The following is a 17,738-nucleotide window of genomic DNA, read 5'->3' as shown; positions in this document are numbered from 1 at the left end:
CCGCATATTCCTGTAAAGATCCAACCCCTACACTTACGCCCAAGGGCCTTTGAGTGTACCGCCACTCAAAGAACTAAAGCTCGGAAGAATGACTTGATCCCGCCCTTGCACCGAACGCATAGTGCTAATACCAGCCTGCATAAATTTTGCAGCCGCCCTATCTGTCAGGAGCGCTTCTGCACAGGGCGTCAATAATTCGCCATTGGGTAACTTGCGTAAATGAAGGGGTAAGTCTTCATAACTTGCAGACGAAGGGGGCTGTAATTTGCCAGTTTGAGAAAAGCCTTGGCAAACCGCTAACCCCAACAAATAAACACTATTCCCCCAAAGATAATATTCATGACCCTGCTCTGGGGTTAATTCTTCAAAATTAAAATACTCTGTTGTAGAAGTATTTTTCCCAAAGGGGAGTCTGAGCATAAATCTGGGAGCTGCCAACGCAACATGCTCACTAGCAGAGTATTCACGGACCGCCTGCCAACTTTCCGCAAACTGATCGCTCAACGGATAGTACCAATCATCAGGATCTACTGAACCTGACAAGTTTGGACAGCCTGCTAATTTTGGATCCCCACCCAATAAAAGTGCACTTCCCGCAGCTTCTGCAATCGTGGATAAATCTATCAGCAGGTGAAGGTCTCGCTCCTCATCAGTAACAAAGTAATCCCCTATGACTAAGTTATAGGGGATATTTCCAGAAGCTGTTTCACGCTCAACCAGTAACTTAAATGTCTGCGACTTTTCCAAGTCGCTTTCGGCTTCAGCAAAATCAGCTAGAAGCTCTTCTTTACTAACGTCTATTAAGTAAAAATCCAGGTTCCCGTGCTCTTCGACACGTCTCAGCAAAAGTTGCAGACTCAGCCAACTAGCCTCTAACTGACGAAAATCACTGTGATGCATCAGTTTACGCATCGCATCAGACGTAGCTTCAGCCAGGGCATTTAGATATTCACCCTGGCGAGGGTCCTCACTTTTCTGCACGTAAGGAGCGACAATATCTTTGATTAGCTGGTCAACCTGGAAAGTATTTTGACCTTCCTTTGCATTACGCTCTCGACCGGCAGCCAGGATTTCATCCAATATCGACTGCTCGCTATCGCGCTGACCCAAGCCCTGCTGAGTGGCTAACTCTGGTTTCCACTGTTGAATTTCCTCAGCAGCCTGCTGGAACTGACGCGGATCGAGCAGCCTGCGCTCCAGCTCAATAAACTTCTTAAACAATGGCAAACGGCTATAAAGGTAATCTGGGTGCAAATCATCAAAGCATGGTAATCCCAGAGGGCGATCCAGTACGGGCAACTGCAAACTCACGCCTAGATCAGCAAAAACGCCCTCAAAGGTATCGCGGTTCAACAGGTATACCCTTCGACTGGAAATCGTTTCGGGTTCACACTGGCGGCGACTCGCTCTCCCGCTGAAATCACCCAGGATCGCAACTTTCAATCTATCAGTGCCAAAATCCATAACTGGTTTTTCCTTATTGTTATCGCCAAGGATCTGAAATCCCGTTGAAATGCTGGGCCTACTCACAATTTGTCACCTGCTGACAGGGCTTAATTACCCTACTTCTTATGGCCTTTTAACGCCCTCAACCCGACATTAGGTTTTAGCTAGGCAGTTTCTTTTGGTTCTTTTTCGACTTTATTTGCTTTTTTAGGGCGACCACGCTTAAGCGGTCGTACTCTTTGGTTAACAATCTGCTCAATTTTCTCTTTAAACGCATCCCCGCCGAGCACATGACCTAACTTAATCGTTTCAGCGATATAGTCGAGCAACTTTCGATCAAAGCTATACTGAAATAACTTCCTGTAAGATTGCGCTCTCTCCACCACTGTATCCCCAAGAGATAGATACAAGCGGTGATCCTTGATCAAATTATCTTTCTTAATGTTTGCGTGATGGTTAAAACTTGACCACTCGTAATCCTCAAGGGAGTCTGACAATCCCAAATACAGTGGGCGCAACTCTACGTATCTGTAACAGGTCAACAAATACGCATCAGAATCAATCAAGCTGGACTTATAGCGTCCTCGCCATAGTGTTCCGGAGCGCTTGTAACGGTGATTGACAAACTGCACATAGCGACGCCCAAGGGATTGCATCATAGATGATATCCCATCCGGTATCGTGGGCGTAGCTATGATCTGGATCATATTGGGCAATAAAACATATGCGTGAACATCAACGCCATATTGGTCTGACGCGTTACGCAAACTAATCAAATAATATTGATAATCTTCCTCGTCAAAGAAGCAGGGCAGATTGTTGTGGCCTACCTGCACAATATGCTGGGGAACATTTATCAAATTGAGCCTGGGCAAACGGGGCATTTTGCCTATGGGTCCTTTTTTAGCTGGCTTAAAGCCTTTTCTGTAGAGAGGTAAGGCTCTTATTATCGCAAATCAGTGAAAAGTATTTCAAACTTGGTATGCGAGCAAGTTAACATTAGCCTCGGTGATCGGTTGTAATAATATTACGCCGCATTGTATTGCTTTTTATTAAAGGGGAGTTGCACCAGACATGGATCAAATTAGTCTGGCGGTCAACGGGCGCACTGACATTGGTCAGGTTCGTGAGGAAAACGAAGATAGCATTCGCTGGTACGCGTCGGCGGAGCAGCCTTTTGCCTATATTGTGGTAGCCGACGGGATGGGCGGTTACACCGGTGGCGCCACCGCCAGTAAAATTGCAGCTGAGACGGTTCAAGCCCATCTCGATGACCTGCTGAAACACACTTTTTTCTCCTGCACGTCTGAACAGCAACAGCTTATATTGCGCGCCACCCTTATCGACGCAGTCAACAGCGCAAATACAGCTCTAATCAATACCAAAAACCTGAACCCCCAGTTTTCCAATATGGGAACAACTTTGGTTGCCGCGGTCATGTGGCGCGACTTTTTAATCGTTGCACATATTGGCGATTCTCGCGCATACCTGTGGAACAATTATGGATTGCAGCGCCTTACACGAGATCACAGCGTTGTACAGGAGATGATTGATTCAGGTCAATTAACCCCCGAGCAAGCCAAAGAGTCCAATGTCCGCAACCATATTACCCGTGCCTTGGGGGTTTCCAGCAGTGTAGAGGCGGATATAAATAGCTGGAAACTCACGCAAAACGCACTCCTTTTGTTATGTAGCGACGGGCTCACTGAATATCTTGATGATCATGCGATAGAGCGCGTGCTGGCCACTCATCGTCCGGCATTAGAGTGTGTATATCGTTTTATTGACGATGCTAATCGCCTAGGTGGGCGCGACAATATTACTGCAGGAATATTGGAATATTCTTCACAATCATTGCGTCAAATACTCCCCCACGAACAAAGTGTTACCGAACGTCCCAGTTCTCCTGACGTAACAATTAGAAAGTTACACCGCTAATTTGATTTACCGGATACTGTAATATGACACCGGAACGTCTAACCCAGCTAATACCTAACTTACTCAATACGCTTACCCCTCCGACAATTACTCTTTCTCATGAGAGCCCTGCATCGGCTGTACGCTGGCTCTCTCAGGTCGAACATACTTTAAAAAACATATCATCCACTCCAGTGAGTGAGGGCTTTTGGCCAAAGCTGCCAAGTATCACGTCTAATCGCTTTAGTATCGATTCAGCACCAATATTACCCCTCCTGTATGAAGCTGAAGACAACCCCACGCAATTCACCAATACCCCTGGTATTAACCCCGAGAACGAGGTGGTACCAGCTTTAGATCGTTGCCATCGAATTAACGGGCACGTCGTTACCGCAACAGGGGAAGTCGCTTTCGAGCGAACAGACGTACTTATTCCTGGACCGCTACCGTTTGAATGGAAACGATATTTTCGCTCCTCTCTCAATGAGGATACTGGCATTGGTGTTGGCTGGCGGCACTCTCTCAGTGAAAAGCTTGTTGTACACGATAACGTTGTAAAGCTGGTTACTGCCGAAGGGAGGTCTGTAAAATTCAAATTACCCGCCATTGGTCACGGGTGCTATAACCGCTTTGAGCGGTTGATGTTATTCAGGCAAAGCCTGCACAGTTATCGATTGACGACATTCAATCAGCATCACAAAATATTTCGCGCTGATGGTGTAAATAGCGCTCTACCACTTGTAGAAATCAGGGATCAATTTGGTAACGCCATAACAATCGACTATCAGGAGGGCCTGCCTAAGAAAATGGTCAGCTCCTGGGGTCGTGTTGTTGAATTTAACTGCCAGAACGGTCATATCCATAATTTAATAAATAGCCACGCTGCCGAAGGTCAAAGCGACCTCTGCAACTACAATTATCAAGATGGTCAACTACTCGAAAGTTGTAGCGGCCTTAAAAGAGAAAGATACCAATATAACAATACACAGTTGGTACAGTTAAATAATAGCCAATCTGGAATTCATCAATTTACCTACGATACACACGACCGGTGCCAGCTAATACAGTCCAATGAATTAATCACCAGTCTTAACTGGCACGCAAGTCATAATACCTGCACGATCGAGTCAGAGCTGTCCGGTCCCATTTATATACGCTTTAACAAGTTCGGCCAGAGAATTTCTGAACAGCAGCAATCTCGTAGCCTTAGCTGGCTTTTTGATTCCTACGGTAATCTCAGTGAAGAAATTCAGGCCAACGGCCATAGGCTTTTCTTCCGTCACGATGAATTCGGCCGGCTTGTCCGATCCACCTCTCACAATATTAGTAATCGATATCTCTATGACGATCGCGGCTATTTACAAGCGGCAGTTATCAATGGAGAGACCCTATGGCAATACAAGTTTAACGAGAAGGGACGCCCAGAACGTATTGTCGACCCGGCAAAACATGTTTGGCTGTTTCTCTACACAGATAGGGGGCAGATCACACAGATTCAGGACCCAGAGGGAGGCAAAGTGGACTTCAGCTGGGATGGGCAAGGCCAGCTGCAGTCCGTTCGTAGAGACGATAAAGTCCTGAGCTTTGAGTACGACCACTGGCAACGAATCACTTCGCTTAAGATGAATGGCGAAGTATGGCGTGAGTGGAGTTATGGCAATGCGGGTGAATTGCGTGAAGCCCACCTGGGTATTCACCAGTACGGTCTGGACTACTCTGAACGCGGCCTGCCCAATGCCATCCACGGAGACAGTGGACAGAGTATTCTTTGTGATTATGACAACGCGGGCCGCCCGTGCCATATCAATTTCGCTGATGGTAACAACTGGGAATTAATCTACAGCCCTAGGGATGAACTCACCTGCCTGGAGAGCCCCGTAGGGAATTACTACTGGGAATATGATCACTACGGGCAATTAGTCAGCCACAAGGCACCACAGGATCGAACTTGGCGTTGGCATTACAATATAGACGGCAGCCTGCATGAATATTGTGATAATGACTCTCGCTGGTACTTCAATTATAACAACAGCGGTATATTAACCGGTATTCGCAATAACAGTGGCCAAAATAGTGAGTTCCACTACGACCAACACAACAGGCTGGTACAGGCAGATAATGCCCTTTCCTCAGTGCGCTTTAAATACGACAGCCGCGGTCGGGTAACCGCAGAGCATCACGACAGTGCCGATATCCGGGATTTCAGTCTTCAGTATCAATATGACAAACGCGGCTGGTTAAAGAGTGCCAGCTCCGACAATCTCGACTTGTCTTATACATTCGCCCCTTGTGGAGCCCTGTATGGAATCGATGCCAATGGTGAAGCCATTGTTCGCACCGAATCCAAAGGCCAAGATATCCTCCAGGTTCAAGGGGAGGTTCGCAGTAATCACAAATATTTATTTGGGCGCCTGGTAGGTATGGAGTCCGGTCAAGCACTTTCCTGGCACTTTGAGAAATCCCCTCCCCTGCAAATGACCAACCCGCTGCGGGCACAGCAAAGTCCGACCCAACCTCAAACAGAAAGTGACAAGCGCGGCAATATTATTAGTGAAAGCAACATACCAGGCCGCAAGGATTATCAATACCAGTACGACGGCTGGGGCCTGATGAGCCACGCGGAGTGCGGGGAATTTAAAACCTACTTCCGCTACGACCCCTTCGGTCGGCGGTTAAGCAAGACATGTACCCACCGAAAATCAACCCGCCAGCGCCGCGTTGTCACTATTTGGAGCAGCCTGGGTATCTGGGGGGAAATTCACAATATTGACGGCAAGTCCCGAGGTTTAAGCCATTGGATTCACCAACCCCAAACCAATGCCATTCTCTGCCAATGGACTGCCGACAATATTGAGCATTACCTTTCCAACCCCGATGGCAAGCCACTCGCGATTTTTGATACCCAAGGTGCCGCTCAGTGGTCACAAGGTGGGGAGGCTGGAGAGAAAGGAAAAGACCCCCACAATCAAGGGCCAAGTGCCTGGCGGGGAACTAACTTGCTCGCGGATGTAGAGACCGGGCTGTGGTACCACCCCTCCGGCTACTGGAGCCCAGCCCTCGGCATCTGGCTAAATGGGGACCGCTCACATAACCTGACGACTTCTGCCCAATCAATCGGGCAACTGTAGCGAAGTACTCGGGCAGCTACGTCAACAATTGCTGCCCGGGTCAACTCTTATCTGCCTATACACTATGGGTATATCTATTTGCCCGTGAGTGTTATGGAAGAGCGCTCGGATTTTGAGATCGGTGGAGTCCATGTCTCCAGGGGCGAGTCCTGCCATATCGACCTGCCTGTTGTAAGGCTGTACACAAGCACAGAAATGGCAATCCCAGTTTATGTGCAGCGCGGTAAAAAAGATGGCCCCAAGATGTTCGTTTGTGCCGCAATACACGGGGACGAACTCAACGGCATTGAAATAATAAGCCGGCTTATCCAAAGCGGCCGCCTAAAGTCATTGCGCGGAACCCTGGTTGCAGTTCCAATGGTTAATGTTTACGGGGTACTGCAACACACTCGCTACCTACCTGACAGGCGCGACCTAAACCGCTCATTCCCAGGGTCGGCAAAGGGCTCTCTCGCCGCACGTATGGCTCACGTCTTTCTCAAGGAAATTGTCACCAAATGCGACTATGGCATCGATTTACACACAGGGGCCGTACATCGCAGTAACCTCCCCCAAATTCGCGCTAACTTGGACGATGAGAAAACCCGAAAACTCGCCAAGGCCTTTGGTGTTCCCGTGCTACTCAACGCTTCTATTCGCGACGGATCCCTGCGCCAAGCAGCCGCAGATCTCGGGGTGAGAGTATTACTGTATGAAGCTGGTGAAGCCCTGCGCTTTGATGAACTCAGTATCCGCGCCGGTGTTAAAGGTGTGATCAATGTGATGAAGCACTTGGAGATGTTGCCGCAAACCCGAAAGACAAATGTGATAGAGCCATTTGTTGCTCGACGCAGCGGTTGGCTTCGCGCGGGGGATAGCGGCATCGCTAATCATCTTAAGGCACTCGGGGATCAGGTCTACCGGGGCGACCTGCTGGCGACCATTGCAGATCCATACGGACAGGAACTGGACCAGCTGATCTGCAATGAGGATGGAATCATTATTGGGCGACAGAATATCCCTCTGGTCCAGGAAGGCGAGGCGATGTACCACATCGCCTACTTCCGTGAACCCGAGGGTGTTGTCGAGAACCTGGAACTACTCCAGGATACGCTCCTACCAGATGAGAACTTTTAGGGACTCCCTATTGTTTCTTCAACAACTCCAGAACTTCCTTGCTCGGGTAGCCCTGAACTTCAACGCCGGCACTCTTTTCAAATTCACTTACCGCTTTGCGGGTACCCGGACCTGCCTTGCCATCAATTTCTCCGGTGTAAAACCCTTTCTGTTTGAGCAACTTCTGCAACTCTTCCACTTGAACACTATCCAGTGGAGTAAATGGACGCTTCCAATCATTTACCAAAGGCGCACCGCCGCCAATCCGGTCTGCCAGCAGGCCTATAGCTATCGCATAGCGATCTGAATTGTTGTAACGCTTGAGGACAAAGAAGTTCTTGAACACTAAAAATGCCGGGCCATTGCGGCCGTCTGGTAACTTTAATTCGGCAATGGCTTTCTTGCTGGGAAAGGGCTCACCATTAGCCCGTTTGACACCAAGCTTTTCCCATTCGGCTACCGACATCTTTCCCGCAGGCATTTTACGAGCGGGAATATTGACCTCATAACCCCAGGGTTTTCCTCGCTGCCAACCGTTACTGGATAGCAGGTTGGCGGCAGTCGCGAGCGCATCCGGAATGGAGTTCCAGATATCCCGTTTACCATCACCATCGATATCCACCGCATAGGCTTGATAACTGGTGGGAATAAATTGGGTATGCCCCATAGCTCCAGCCCATGAGCCCAACAAGTGCTCACCCTCGATATCTCCTGCCTGTAATATTTTTAGCGCGGCCAGCAGTTGCTGACGGCCAAACTTTTTACGCTGGGGATCCGCGTAGGCGAGTGTTGCCAGTGAGCGAATGACACTGCGCATTACCTTGTCATTACCGAGGATGCCGCCAAAACTGGATTCCACAGACCAGATCGCAAGCAGGATATTGGGGTCCACCCCAAAGCGCTTCTGGATCTTGTCCAACCAGGGCTTCATTTTTTCTTTTTCCCGCTTGCCTCGTTCAATCGCTCTCTTTTGCACCCGATTATCAAAGTACTGCCACACCGGTGCTTTGAATTCGGGCTGATAGGCTGCGCGATCCAGAACCCATTGGTCTGGAGAAGTGATTCCTTTAAAGGCTTGGTCGTAAACCTCCGCAGAGATTCCACTCTTGATCGCGGTTTTACGGAACTCCTTTACCCACTGTTCGAAGGCCGGATCGGCCTTCTCTTGTGCATGGGTACTGGAAACCAGGAGAACCGCGCTTATCGCGAGGATGGCAGACAGATATTGAAACCATTGCAATTTGGGCATGGAGTTACCTTCGACACAACTTTTGCTCGCTCAAGGGTAGAACGAGCCACTCTTATCCGAAAGGTGGATTGGCCGGTAACCGTTGAACTTCCCACCTGCTATTAAACTGGACAGTCACATGAGAGGGAAGTTCGTGCTGCTCACCTTTAGGGTGAGCTCTGCCGCAAAACGGGAAGATTAGGGAATGACGTAAAACAGCACCGCAAAGAAGTGCAATATACCGCCCGCCAGCACAAAGAGATGCCAAATTGCATGGTGGAAGCGCAGGCTGCGCCAGAGGTAAAAAGCGATTCCGCCGGTGTAGCAGAGACCACCGAGAACTAACAGCCACAAACCGCCAGTTTCCAAACTGTCCGACAGCGGCTTGATAGCAGCCACCACGACCCATCCCATCAAGGCACTGAGAGTGATAGACAGAGCTCGAATCTTCTTCAGCGGAGTGAACTGAATAATCAATCCGATCAGCGCGAGCCCCCAAATAATACCGAACAGCCACCAACCCCAAGGGCCCCTCAGGGTAACCAGGGTGAAGGGAGTATAGGTTCCAGCAATCAATAGAAAGATTGACGAGTGGTCCAGGGTCCGCAGTATCGCTTTGGCGCCGATATGGCTGACTGCGTGGTACAGCGTGGAGGCTAGGAAACAGAGTATCAGGGTGGAGGCATAGACGCTGGAGCTGACAATATGCCAGGCGTCCCCGCGCAGGGCAGCAAATCCGGTCAATACACCCAGACCGGCAATCGCCAGAAGCGCTCCAACACCATGTGTCACACTATTGGCGATCTCTTCAGCAAAACTGTAACGACTGGCAACGGAAACGGAAGATGACATAAATTAGCCCGGTTAAATTCAGGTCATAAGCCTGCGTGTAGTGCACGACCAATAACTTGGAACAGGTCTAATGATCAGAGGCCTCACTTAAAATAGCAAGGCCATCACCAGACTGCACATTCACAACCGGGCGGTCAGGGCTTAAACGCTAGCGTTGTGAATACCCATTTCGCACAAAGCGGAAGATTCGCGAACAATGGTTTCGTTGCGATCGGGGCCTGTAGAAACAATGTCTACCGGAGCGCCCACCAGCTCTTCGATTCGAGCGATATAGGCGCGTGCATTGGCCGGCAAATCCGCTTCACGACGCACACCGAAAGTATTCTCTGTCCAACCGGGCATAGACTCATAAACCGGCTCGACACCTTCCCAACCTGCGGCATCAAAAGGTACTGGTACTTCTTCACCAGCGCTGTTGCGGTAGCCCACACAAACCTTTACCTCTTTGAGGCCATCGAGAACATCCAGTTTGGTCAGGCACAGGCCAGAAATACTGTTGATTCGGATCGCATGGCGCACAGCGACAGCGTCAAACCAACCGGTGCGGCGCTGACGGCCAGTGGTAGCGCCAAACTCGTGACCCTTTTCACCCAGGTGACGACCAACTTCGCAGTCCAGCTCAGTTGGGAAAGGACCACCGCCAACGCGAGTGGTATAGGCCTTGGTAATGCCCAATACATAATCCAGGTACAGAGGACCAAAACCAGAACCAGTAGCGGTACCGCCAGCAGTGGTATTAGAGGAAGTTACGAACGGGTAGGTACCGTGGTCAATATCCAGCAGGGAACCCTGGGCGCCTTCGAACAGGATATGCTCTCCGTTCTCGCGCGCTTTGTGCAGGTGATCGGCAACGTCGGTGATCATCGGCACCAGTTGCTCGCGCCAGATTTTGGCCTGCTCAACGGTGTCCTCATAACTGACCGGATCAACTTTATAGTATTCGGTCAGAGCGAAGTTGTGGTAATCAATCAGCTCTTTCAGCTGGTGGCAGAAGTTATCCCAGTTGCACAGATCACCCAGGCGAAGACCGCGACGAGCAACTTTATCTTCGTAAGCGGGACCAATACCGCGACCTGTAGTACCGATCGCTTTGGCGCCGCGTGCTTTTTCACGGGCCTGATCGAGGGCAACATGTACTGGCAAGATCAGCGGACACGCCGGGGAAAGACGCAGGCGCTCGCGAACAGGAACTTCACGCTCTTCCAGCTCAGCCATCTCTTTCAGCAGCGCCTCCGGGGAGAGCACCACACCATTGCCGATCAAGCAGGTTACGCTGGGGCGCAGGATACCGGAGGGAATCAGGTGCAGTACGGTTTTTTCGCCATCGATAACCAGGGTGTGGCCCGCATTGTGACCACCCTGGAAACGCACTACCAGCGAGACCTTCTCGGTTAGCAAATCGACAATCTTGCCCTTGCCCTCATCGCCCCACTGGGTACCCAGTACTACTACGTTCTTGCCCATCTGTATAAATCTCTAAACTCAGGTTTTTCTCTGCGGGAGCCGGGGCCCCACATAAATGGATGTCTGCGGGTAGGCCCGCGCGATAATAGGCACATCCACTGCGCCCGAAAAATCAGTCTCGTGGTTTTACTACCCACGAACCACCCTCAGCAACCAACTCTCGGTCACAGCGGGAATCCAGTTCACTATCGGCACCACCAGCGAGGGCCGTGATGACCACTTCACCTTGAGCCCGCAGCTCGTGAATCGCCTTCCACAGTTCAGCGCCCTGGGAGCCTCTGACATCTGGCGCCAATATCGCAGCGCCCTCTTCAACGGCAGCGCTGCCCAGATTACTCAATGCCACCAGGTCACTACTGAAGCCTGTTGCTGGGCGATCGCGCCCAAACACGGCCCCGATACCGTTGTAGCGTCCACCATTGGCCAATGCCTGGCCGTGGCCCGGTGTGTAGGCGGCGAATACCAGACCTGTTTCATAGTCGTAGCCGCGTACTTCACTCAAATCGAAGAACAGTGTCACCTCTGGATAGCGCTCATTCAGAGCCTCAGCTACCTGCCTCAAATCGGAGACTGCCGCCAGCAAATTTTGCGGGGCTCCAGAAAAGAGTTCGCGGGCCTTATCCAGGCATTCCCGTCCCCCAACCAGCCCCGGGAGTGCCTTCAGCCACTCGGCAGCCTTCTGGTCGCCAACATTCTCCTCGACCCACTCGCACAGATCAGCAGTCGCCTTGCTCTGCAACATGGCCAACAGGGCGCTGCGCTGCTCGTCATTGAGGCCCGCCGCTTCAACCAGACTCTGGTAAATCGCGACGTGGCCCAGGTCCAGGTGCACTTGGCTGACACCCGCTACCTGAAGGCTTTGCAGCATCAGCGAGATCACCTCGAGATCTGCACCGAGGTTGTCCACACCAAACAGTTCGGCACCAACCTGTATCGGCGCTCGCGAACCCATCGGGGTTCGCGGCTTGGTGTACACCACCTGACCGGCGTAGCAGAGGCGGTTGGCGCCTCTGCGGGGAAAGCTGTGGGCATCAATCCGGGCAGTCTGCGGAGTCATATCCGCGCGTATACCTAAAGTGCGTCCAGATATCTGGTCGGTAACCTTAAAGGTGCTCAGATCTACATCATGGCCCATCCCGATCAGGAGGGACTCGGTGAATTCCAACATCGGCGGTATCACCAACTCGTACCCCCAGCAGTGATAGAGGTCCAGTAGTTGGCGGCGCAGAGTCTCCAATTGCACGGCATCCGCAGGCAGAATTTCTGCAATGCCATCCGGTAACATCCAGCGATCGGCTTGAGTCATGATGAAATGAATTCGTCAGCGAAGAAATTGCGGTGCCGCAGCGCTTGCCACAAACGAGCCGCAGCACTTCCCACAAAAAAACCGGGCTGGGCCCGGTTTGCGTGATTTTAGCATCAAGTGCTAACAGGAAGGTAGGGTTATCGAATCTAACCCGGCGCCTATAGCACCAGTTGCCCAGTGCTACACAGCATTTTCAGCCCTACTCTCCTTTCGGGTCTTTCAGGTAGCGGAAGAATTCGCTATCTGGATCGACCAGCAGCATATCTGACTTGCTCCGGAAGGACTCCTTGTAAGCCTGCAGACTGCGGGTAAAGCGGTAAAACTCCGGATTCTTGCTGTAGGCGGCAGCGTAAATGGCTGCCGCCTCTGCATCACCCGCACCGCGTAACTCTTCCGCCTGGCGGTAGGCCTCAGACTCAATCACCACTCTTTGGCGATTGGCATTAGCCTTGATACGCTCACTGGCCTCCTGACCCTTGGCGCGATGATCCCGCGCCTCCAGCTCACGACCAGCGCGCATACGCTGGAACACAGACTCGGAGACTTCCGGTGGCAGGTCAATCCGCTTGACGCGCACATCAATCACATGCACTCCCAGGTCATCCTGAGCCACCTTATTCAGGTTCTTGGTGATCTCCGCCATCAACTCATCGCGCTCGCCACTGACTACCTCATGCAGATCGCGCACACCAAACTCGTTCCGGAGCTGATCATTGATCCGCTCCGACAGCAGGCGCACCGCATTGCGATCGTCACCACGAGTGGCGATATAAAACTTATCCACATCAGAGATTCGATATTTGGCATACGAATCAACCATCATGAATTTGTTTTCACTGTTGAGCATACGAACGGGACTGGAATCCACCGTCTGAATACGCGCATCAAACTTGCGCAACCTTTCCGCAAAAGGGATTTTGAAGTAGAGACCCGGCTCTGTGTAGGTGCGCACCAGCTCACCAAAACGCAGTAGCACGGCTTTTTCAGTCTCTTTCACTACAAAGGCGCTGGAAGAAAGTACCAATACTCCAACCAGGATGACAACAATGATACCCAGTGTTTTGTTATTCATATCATCCCCTCCTAGCGAATAGTCTGACTGCGACGGGTGCTGGCGTCATCCCGACGAAGGCGCTCAATAACACGCTGATAGACTTCCTCAATCATTACAGGCGAGGTGTCCTGGCTTTGGGCTGCTCGCGCTGCTCCAGCGCCGCCTTGCGCCAACTTATCTAGCGGCAGGTACATCATGTTATTGCCACCCTCGACATCCACCATCACCTTGGAGGTGTTGGCCATCACATCCTGTACCGCATCCAGGTAGAGACGCTCGCGGGTAACTTCCGGGGCACGCTCATATTCAGCCAGCAGTTTCTCAAAGCGCACAGCTTCACCTCGGGCACTCTCGATGACGCGGGCTTTGTATGCCTCGGCCTCTTCAATAATGCGCTGAGCCTGACCACGGGCAACCGGGATTATCTGGTTAGCATCAGCCTGAGCTTCATTTTGCAGACGCACCTCGTCCTCACGGGCTTTGGTCACATCGTCAAACGCATCCTGCACTTCGCGCGGTGCCTTAGCATCAGTCAGGTTAACCACATCAATGCGTATACCGGTCTGGTACAGGTCCAGGTATTCTTGTAATCGTTCCTGCGTATCGGCAGATACTTGGGTCCGGTTCTGGGAAATCACACCGTTTAAAGTGAGAGAGCCCACCACGTGACGAAGGGCGCTGTCGGTGGCTTCCTGCAAGCTCTTCACCGGATCGCGAACACGCAGCACAAAAGACTCAGCATCCCCAACCTGCCACTGCACAGTGAGTACCACTTCTACGATATTGGCGTCCTCAGTCAGCATCTGACCGGTAGTGCGCTCGGTACGCACCTCAGTCATATTGACCTTGGTGACGTTATCGATAAGCGGCGGATTCCAGTGCAGGCCGGCAGATTCCGTGGAGTGGTATTTGCCCAGGCGCAAAACAACCGCCTGTTCGTTGGCGTTGACCTGGTAAATCCCCAGGCCGCCATAAATCAATACGGCGAGACCAATAACCAGTACCCAGGGAAATTTGACAGAGTCGCCACTTGGGCTGCCGCTGCCACCACCACCAAACAGGCCACCTAGTTTCTGCTGAATTTTTCGCAGTAGTTCATCGAGATCGGGCGGGCCTCCGTTATTGCGGTTACCGCCACCACCCCAGGGGTCTTTATTGTTACCACCCGGCTCATTCCAGGCCATTTAACTTACTCCAACTATGATCACTTAATCTTTTACTTCGGCGGATTCTAGCATCCATTGCCGACAAAATATTGCCGACAGGCCCTAGCCTGAGGCAAGTGGGCAGTCTGCGGAGACCAACCCCGAGCAAATTCGACTAAAGGTCGCAATATGACCTGAATTTTAAAATCAATGTTTATACGACAACTACTCGGCAATGGGTTCTTCCAAAACCCATTCCGGCGCGTCATTGCCAGCAATATGTGGCGCCAGCAGACGCTGGAAATCACTACGCGGCAATAATATTTGCAATTCGCAGTCACCATTGTCGCGGTAGACTTCCGACTGCACCGCATTAATTTCAAATAGCTGCGCTCGCAGCCTGGACTGATGAGGCTTCACTACCAGTTGCCCGCGCACCATTTGCTCGCCCAGGCGCTCGGCAATAGCCTCAATCAAAAGTTCACAACCCGCACCTGTTACCGCAGAGAGCCAAACTGCCCGGGGTACACCCTGATCATCCCGGTCTATACGCGGTTCAAAATCTGCCAGCAGATCAATTTTGTTATAAACCACCAGTTGCGGCAGTTCCGAAGCATCAATTTCCTCCAGAACCGTTTGCACCTCTTCCATCAGGTGTAATCGGTCATCTGCCGCAGCGTCCACCACATGTAGAAGCAACGTCGCACTGGCGGCCTCTTCCAGGGTTGCCCGGAATGCCTCTACCAGTTTATGCGGCAAGTGAGAGACAAATCCCACCGTATCAGCCAATACCATGGCGCCAACATTGGGTAATTCAACCCTGCGCATGGTCGGGTCGAGGGTGGCAAACAATTGGTCCCTGACATAGACATCTGCATCGGTCAGGCGATTAAACAGGGTCGACTTGCCCGCGTTGGTGTAGCCAACCAGAGATACTGTGGCCATTTCTGCCCGGGAGCGCGCGCGGCGCCCCTGCTCCCGCTGGCGGCGTACCTTTTCCAGCCGCTTCTCGATGGAGTCTATGCGCGCGCGCAGCAGTCGCCGGTCTGTCTCCAACTGGGTTTCACCGGGCCCACGTAGGCCGATACCACCCTTTTGCCTCTCCAGATGGGTCCAGCCTCGCACCAGCCGCGTTGCCATATGGCGTAGCTGGGCCAATTCCACCTGAAGCTTACCCTCGTGAGTTCGCGCACGCTGGGCAAAAATATCCAGAATAAGCCCTGTGCGATCCAGCACCCGGCACTTTAATTCGCGCTCAATATTGCGCTCCTGACTCGGAGACAGGATGTGATCAAAGATAACCAGGGCGGCTTCCTGATCTTTCACCACCTGGCGAATCTCCTCCAATTTACCTCGGCCAACAAAGGTCTTCGGGTCTGGAGTGGCGCGCTGGCCGAAAATAAAACTGACAGGATCTGCTCCGGCAGATAGGGCCAACTCCTCAAATTCACGAGGGTCGTCGGGACTGTCGATGGCGGAGAGTTCTAGGTGTACCAGTACTGCGAGCTCACCGGATTCCGGTCGATCGAAAAACAATGGGAATTCTCTATTGCGAAAAGGGCGCGATAAGCCCTGACTGAGGTGACAACCGGCAAGCCCTGCAAGGGGCTCACCGAGCTGCTGGCGCCCCGGCAAAACGGGGTGCAGGTGAAATTGATACGGATCTTTTAGCTAAAGGATTCGCGCTCACCGCCTTCACCATTACCCTCGCCGCCGTGCTGGGCTGCGGGATTCAATAGCGGTACGCGCACTGCACGCGACGGAACAACCGTAGAAATGGCGTGCTTATACACCATTTGGCTCACAGTATTTTTGAGTAACACCACGAACTGGTCGAAGGATTCAATTTGCCCTTGGAGCTTGATGCCGTTTACCAGATAGATAGAAACCGGAATACGCTCTTTGCGCAATACGTTGAGGTAAGGGTCTTGTAAGCTGTGCCCTTTTGACATCTTTTTTCTCCTTGTCAAAAAGCTGAATGCGGTATGCAGGCCGCAATCGCACCCGCGAAGAGCGCGGATCAAAAAACGACTGAGGTTGAATACGCGTATAAGTAGTGTAGTAGCGAGCCGGAAAAGGCCGGACTCTGTGAAAACTGACTGAACGGGCTTGTCGTTTAATAGCCCAACCACGTTATGGATGCTTAAGCGAGAAATTTCAAGGCTTCAGCCAATATTTCGTCATTCTCACGCACCCCACCTTGCTCATCCTGAGTGTACAAAGTTAGCAGGTCTGGCCAGCGCCGCAGCCAGGTTAACTGGCGCTTGGCAAGCTGCCTCGTCGCCGCAATTCCAGCGGCCACCATATCATCGTAATCGGTTTGGCCTTGCAAGTGTTGCCAAACTTGTCGATATCCCACCGCGCGAATTGCCGGTAAGTCCTCGTGCAGGTCTCCTCGGTCCAGCAGACCCTGGACTTCATCAATAAAGCCCGCTGTGAGCATCTTGCGAAAACGCAGTTCAATTCGCTGGTGAAGCAGGGAGCGATCGCGGGGCATAATGGCCATCTGGCACACCTGGTACTGCTCCTGTATTCCCCCAGCTTCCTGCTCGCGACGCAACTGCGAAAGCGGAACACCGGTGAGGCGGTAAACTTCCAGTCCCCTTTCGATACGCACCGAATGGTTGGGATGTAGCTCTGCCGCCAACTGCGGGTCCACCTGGGCCAGCTCCGCATGCAATGCAGGCCACCCTTCACGCTCTGCGCGAGCTTCAATTTCTGTTCTCACCGCTGCGTCCGCTTCAGGCAATTTTGCCATGCCTTCCAACAGAGCACGGAAATACAACATAGTTCCGCCAACCAGTAATGGCACTTTACCAGCAGCGGTAATTTCTGCCATAGCTTCCAGAGCATCTTTACGGAAACGACCTGCCGAATAAGACTCAGACGGGTCACAGACATCGATCAAACGGTGAGGGTATGCAGCTAGCTCTTCTACTGAGGGCTTGGCCGAACCGATATCAAGGCCTCGATATACGAGAGCAGAATCAACACTAATTAATTCCACGGGCAAACGATCGGCGAGCGCCATGGCCAGATCCGTTTTGCCGGAGGCCGTTGGACCCATCAAGAAAATTACACGGGGCTTATCACCCGGCAAGCT

The 17,738-nt window shown here is 51.8% G+C and carries 14 protein-coding genes; 3 read left to right on the top strand and 11 right to left on the bottom strand.

Features of this window, described 5'->3' with window-relative positions; all coding sequences use genetic code 11:
- Positions 1-33 precede the first annotated feature (33 nt).
- Entirely contained in the window at positions 34-1,530 is a 1,497-nt protein-coding gene (locus tag ACJJI1_RS09200) for a type VI secretion system contractile sheath domain-containing protein (protein WP_413664105.1), read from the bottom strand.
- Positions 1,531-1,610: 80 nt separating this feature from the next.
- On the bottom strand, positions 1,611-2,330 hold the full coding sequence (locus ACJJI1_RS09195; RefSeq protein ID WP_413664104.1) for a transposase: 720 nt from the start codon (positions 2,328-2,330) through the stop codon (positions 1,611-1,613).
- A gap of 190 nt (positions 2,331-2,520) precedes the next feature.
- Between ACJJI1_RS09195 and ACJJI1_RS09190 the strand changes: the two genes are divergently transcribed.
- The 3 genes from ACJJI1_RS09190 (at position 2,521) to ACJJI1_RS09180 (ending at position 7,607) form a co-directional block, all read left to right on the top strand.
- Complete coding sequence (locus ACJJI1_RS09190; protein WP_444906614.1) at positions 2,521-3,384, top strand: Stp1/IreP family PP2C-type Ser/Thr phosphatase; 864 nt, start codon at positions 2,521-2,523, stop codon at positions 3,382-3,384.
- Positions 3,385-3,407: 23 nt separating this feature from the next.
- Positions 3,408-6,491, top strand: coding sequence for a DUF6531 domain-containing protein (locus ACJJI1_RS09185; RefSeq protein ID WP_444959151.1), 3,084 nt, complete (start codon positions 3,408-3,410; stop codon positions 6,489-6,491).
- A gap of 93 nt (positions 6,492-6,584) precedes the next feature.
- Entirely contained in the window at positions 6,585-7,607 is a 1,023-nt protein-coding gene (locus ACJJI1_RS09180; RefSeq protein ID WP_444959375.1) for a succinylglutamate desuccinylase/aspartoacylase family protein, read from the top strand.
- Positions 7,608-7,614: 7 nt separating this feature from the next.
- On the opposite strand, the gene ACJJI1_RS09175 is transcribed toward ACJJI1_RS09180, so the two are convergent.
- From ACJJI1_RS09175 to miaA, 9 genes are all read right to left on the bottom strand, one after another.
- Entirely contained in the window at positions 7,615-8,835 is a 1,221-nt protein-coding gene (locus tag ACJJI1_RS09175; RefSeq protein WP_413664101.1) for a lytic murein transglycosylase, read from the bottom strand.
- Positions 8,836-9,012: 177 nt separating this feature from the next.
- Entirely contained in the window at positions 9,013-9,666 is a 654-nt protein-coding gene (trhA, locus tag ACJJI1_RS09170; RefSeq protein WP_282930278.1) for a PAQR family membrane homeostasis protein TrhA, read from the bottom strand.
- A gap of 141 nt (positions 9,667-9,807) precedes the next feature.
- The gene (locus ACJJI1_RS09165; RefSeq protein ID WP_444959150.1) at positions 9,808-11,130 is read right to left on the bottom strand and encodes an adenylosuccinate synthase; all 1,323 of its coding nucleotides are present in this window, start codon (positions 11,128-11,130) and stop codon (positions 9,808-9,810) included.
- 112 nt (positions 11,131-11,242) lie between these two features.
- A complete protein-coding gene (locus ACJJI1_RS09160; RefSeq protein ID WP_444959149.1) occupies positions 11,243-12,436 on the bottom strand; it encodes an ATP phosphoribosyltransferase regulatory subunit in 1,194 nt (397 codons plus the stop codon).
- A 199-nt stretch (positions 12,437-12,635) separates the two neighbouring features.
- Positions 12,636-13,508 (bottom strand): protease modulator HflC, encoded by an 873-nt coding sequence (gene hflC / locus ACJJI1_RS09155; protein WP_282930281.1) that lies wholly within the window; start codon positions 13,506-13,508, stop codon positions 12,636-12,638.
- 11 nt (positions 13,509-13,519) lie between these two features.
- Positions 13,520-14,674, bottom strand: coding sequence for an FtsH protease activity modulator HflK (gene hflK / locus ACJJI1_RS09150; RefSeq protein ID WP_282930282.1), 1,155 nt, complete (start codon positions 14,672-14,674; stop codon positions 13,520-13,522).
- 186 nt (positions 14,675-14,860) lie between these two features.
- Positions 14,861-16,171 (bottom strand): ribosome rescue GTPase HflX, encoded by a 1,311-nt coding sequence (gene hflX / locus ACJJI1_RS09145; protein WP_413664097.1) that lies wholly within the window; start codon positions 16,169-16,171, stop codon positions 14,861-14,863.
- A gap of 131 nt (positions 16,172-16,302) precedes the next feature.
- Positions 16,303-16,587 carry an RNA chaperone Hfq gene (gene hfq, locus ACJJI1_RS09140; RefSeq protein ID WP_020413623.1) on the bottom strand — a complete coding sequence of 95 codons (285 nt, stop codon included), beginning with the start codon at positions 16,585-16,587 and terminating at the stop codon, positions 16,303-16,305.
- Positions 16,588-16,778: 191 nt separating this feature from the next.
- Positions 16,779-17,702, bottom strand: a complete 924-nt coding sequence (miaA, locus tag ACJJI1_RS09135; RefSeq protein ID WP_444928260.1) for a tRNA (adenosine(37)-N6)-dimethylallyltransferase MiaA — start codon at positions 17,700-17,702, stop codon at positions 16,779-16,781.
- Positions 17,703-17,738: the final 36 nt, after the last annotated feature.

The organism is Microbulbifer maximicatervae (SeqCode) (genome assembly GCF_052467065.1).
Note: the sequence above shows the minus strand (reverse complement) of the source record. Positions and strands in the feature narration are given on the sequence as shown.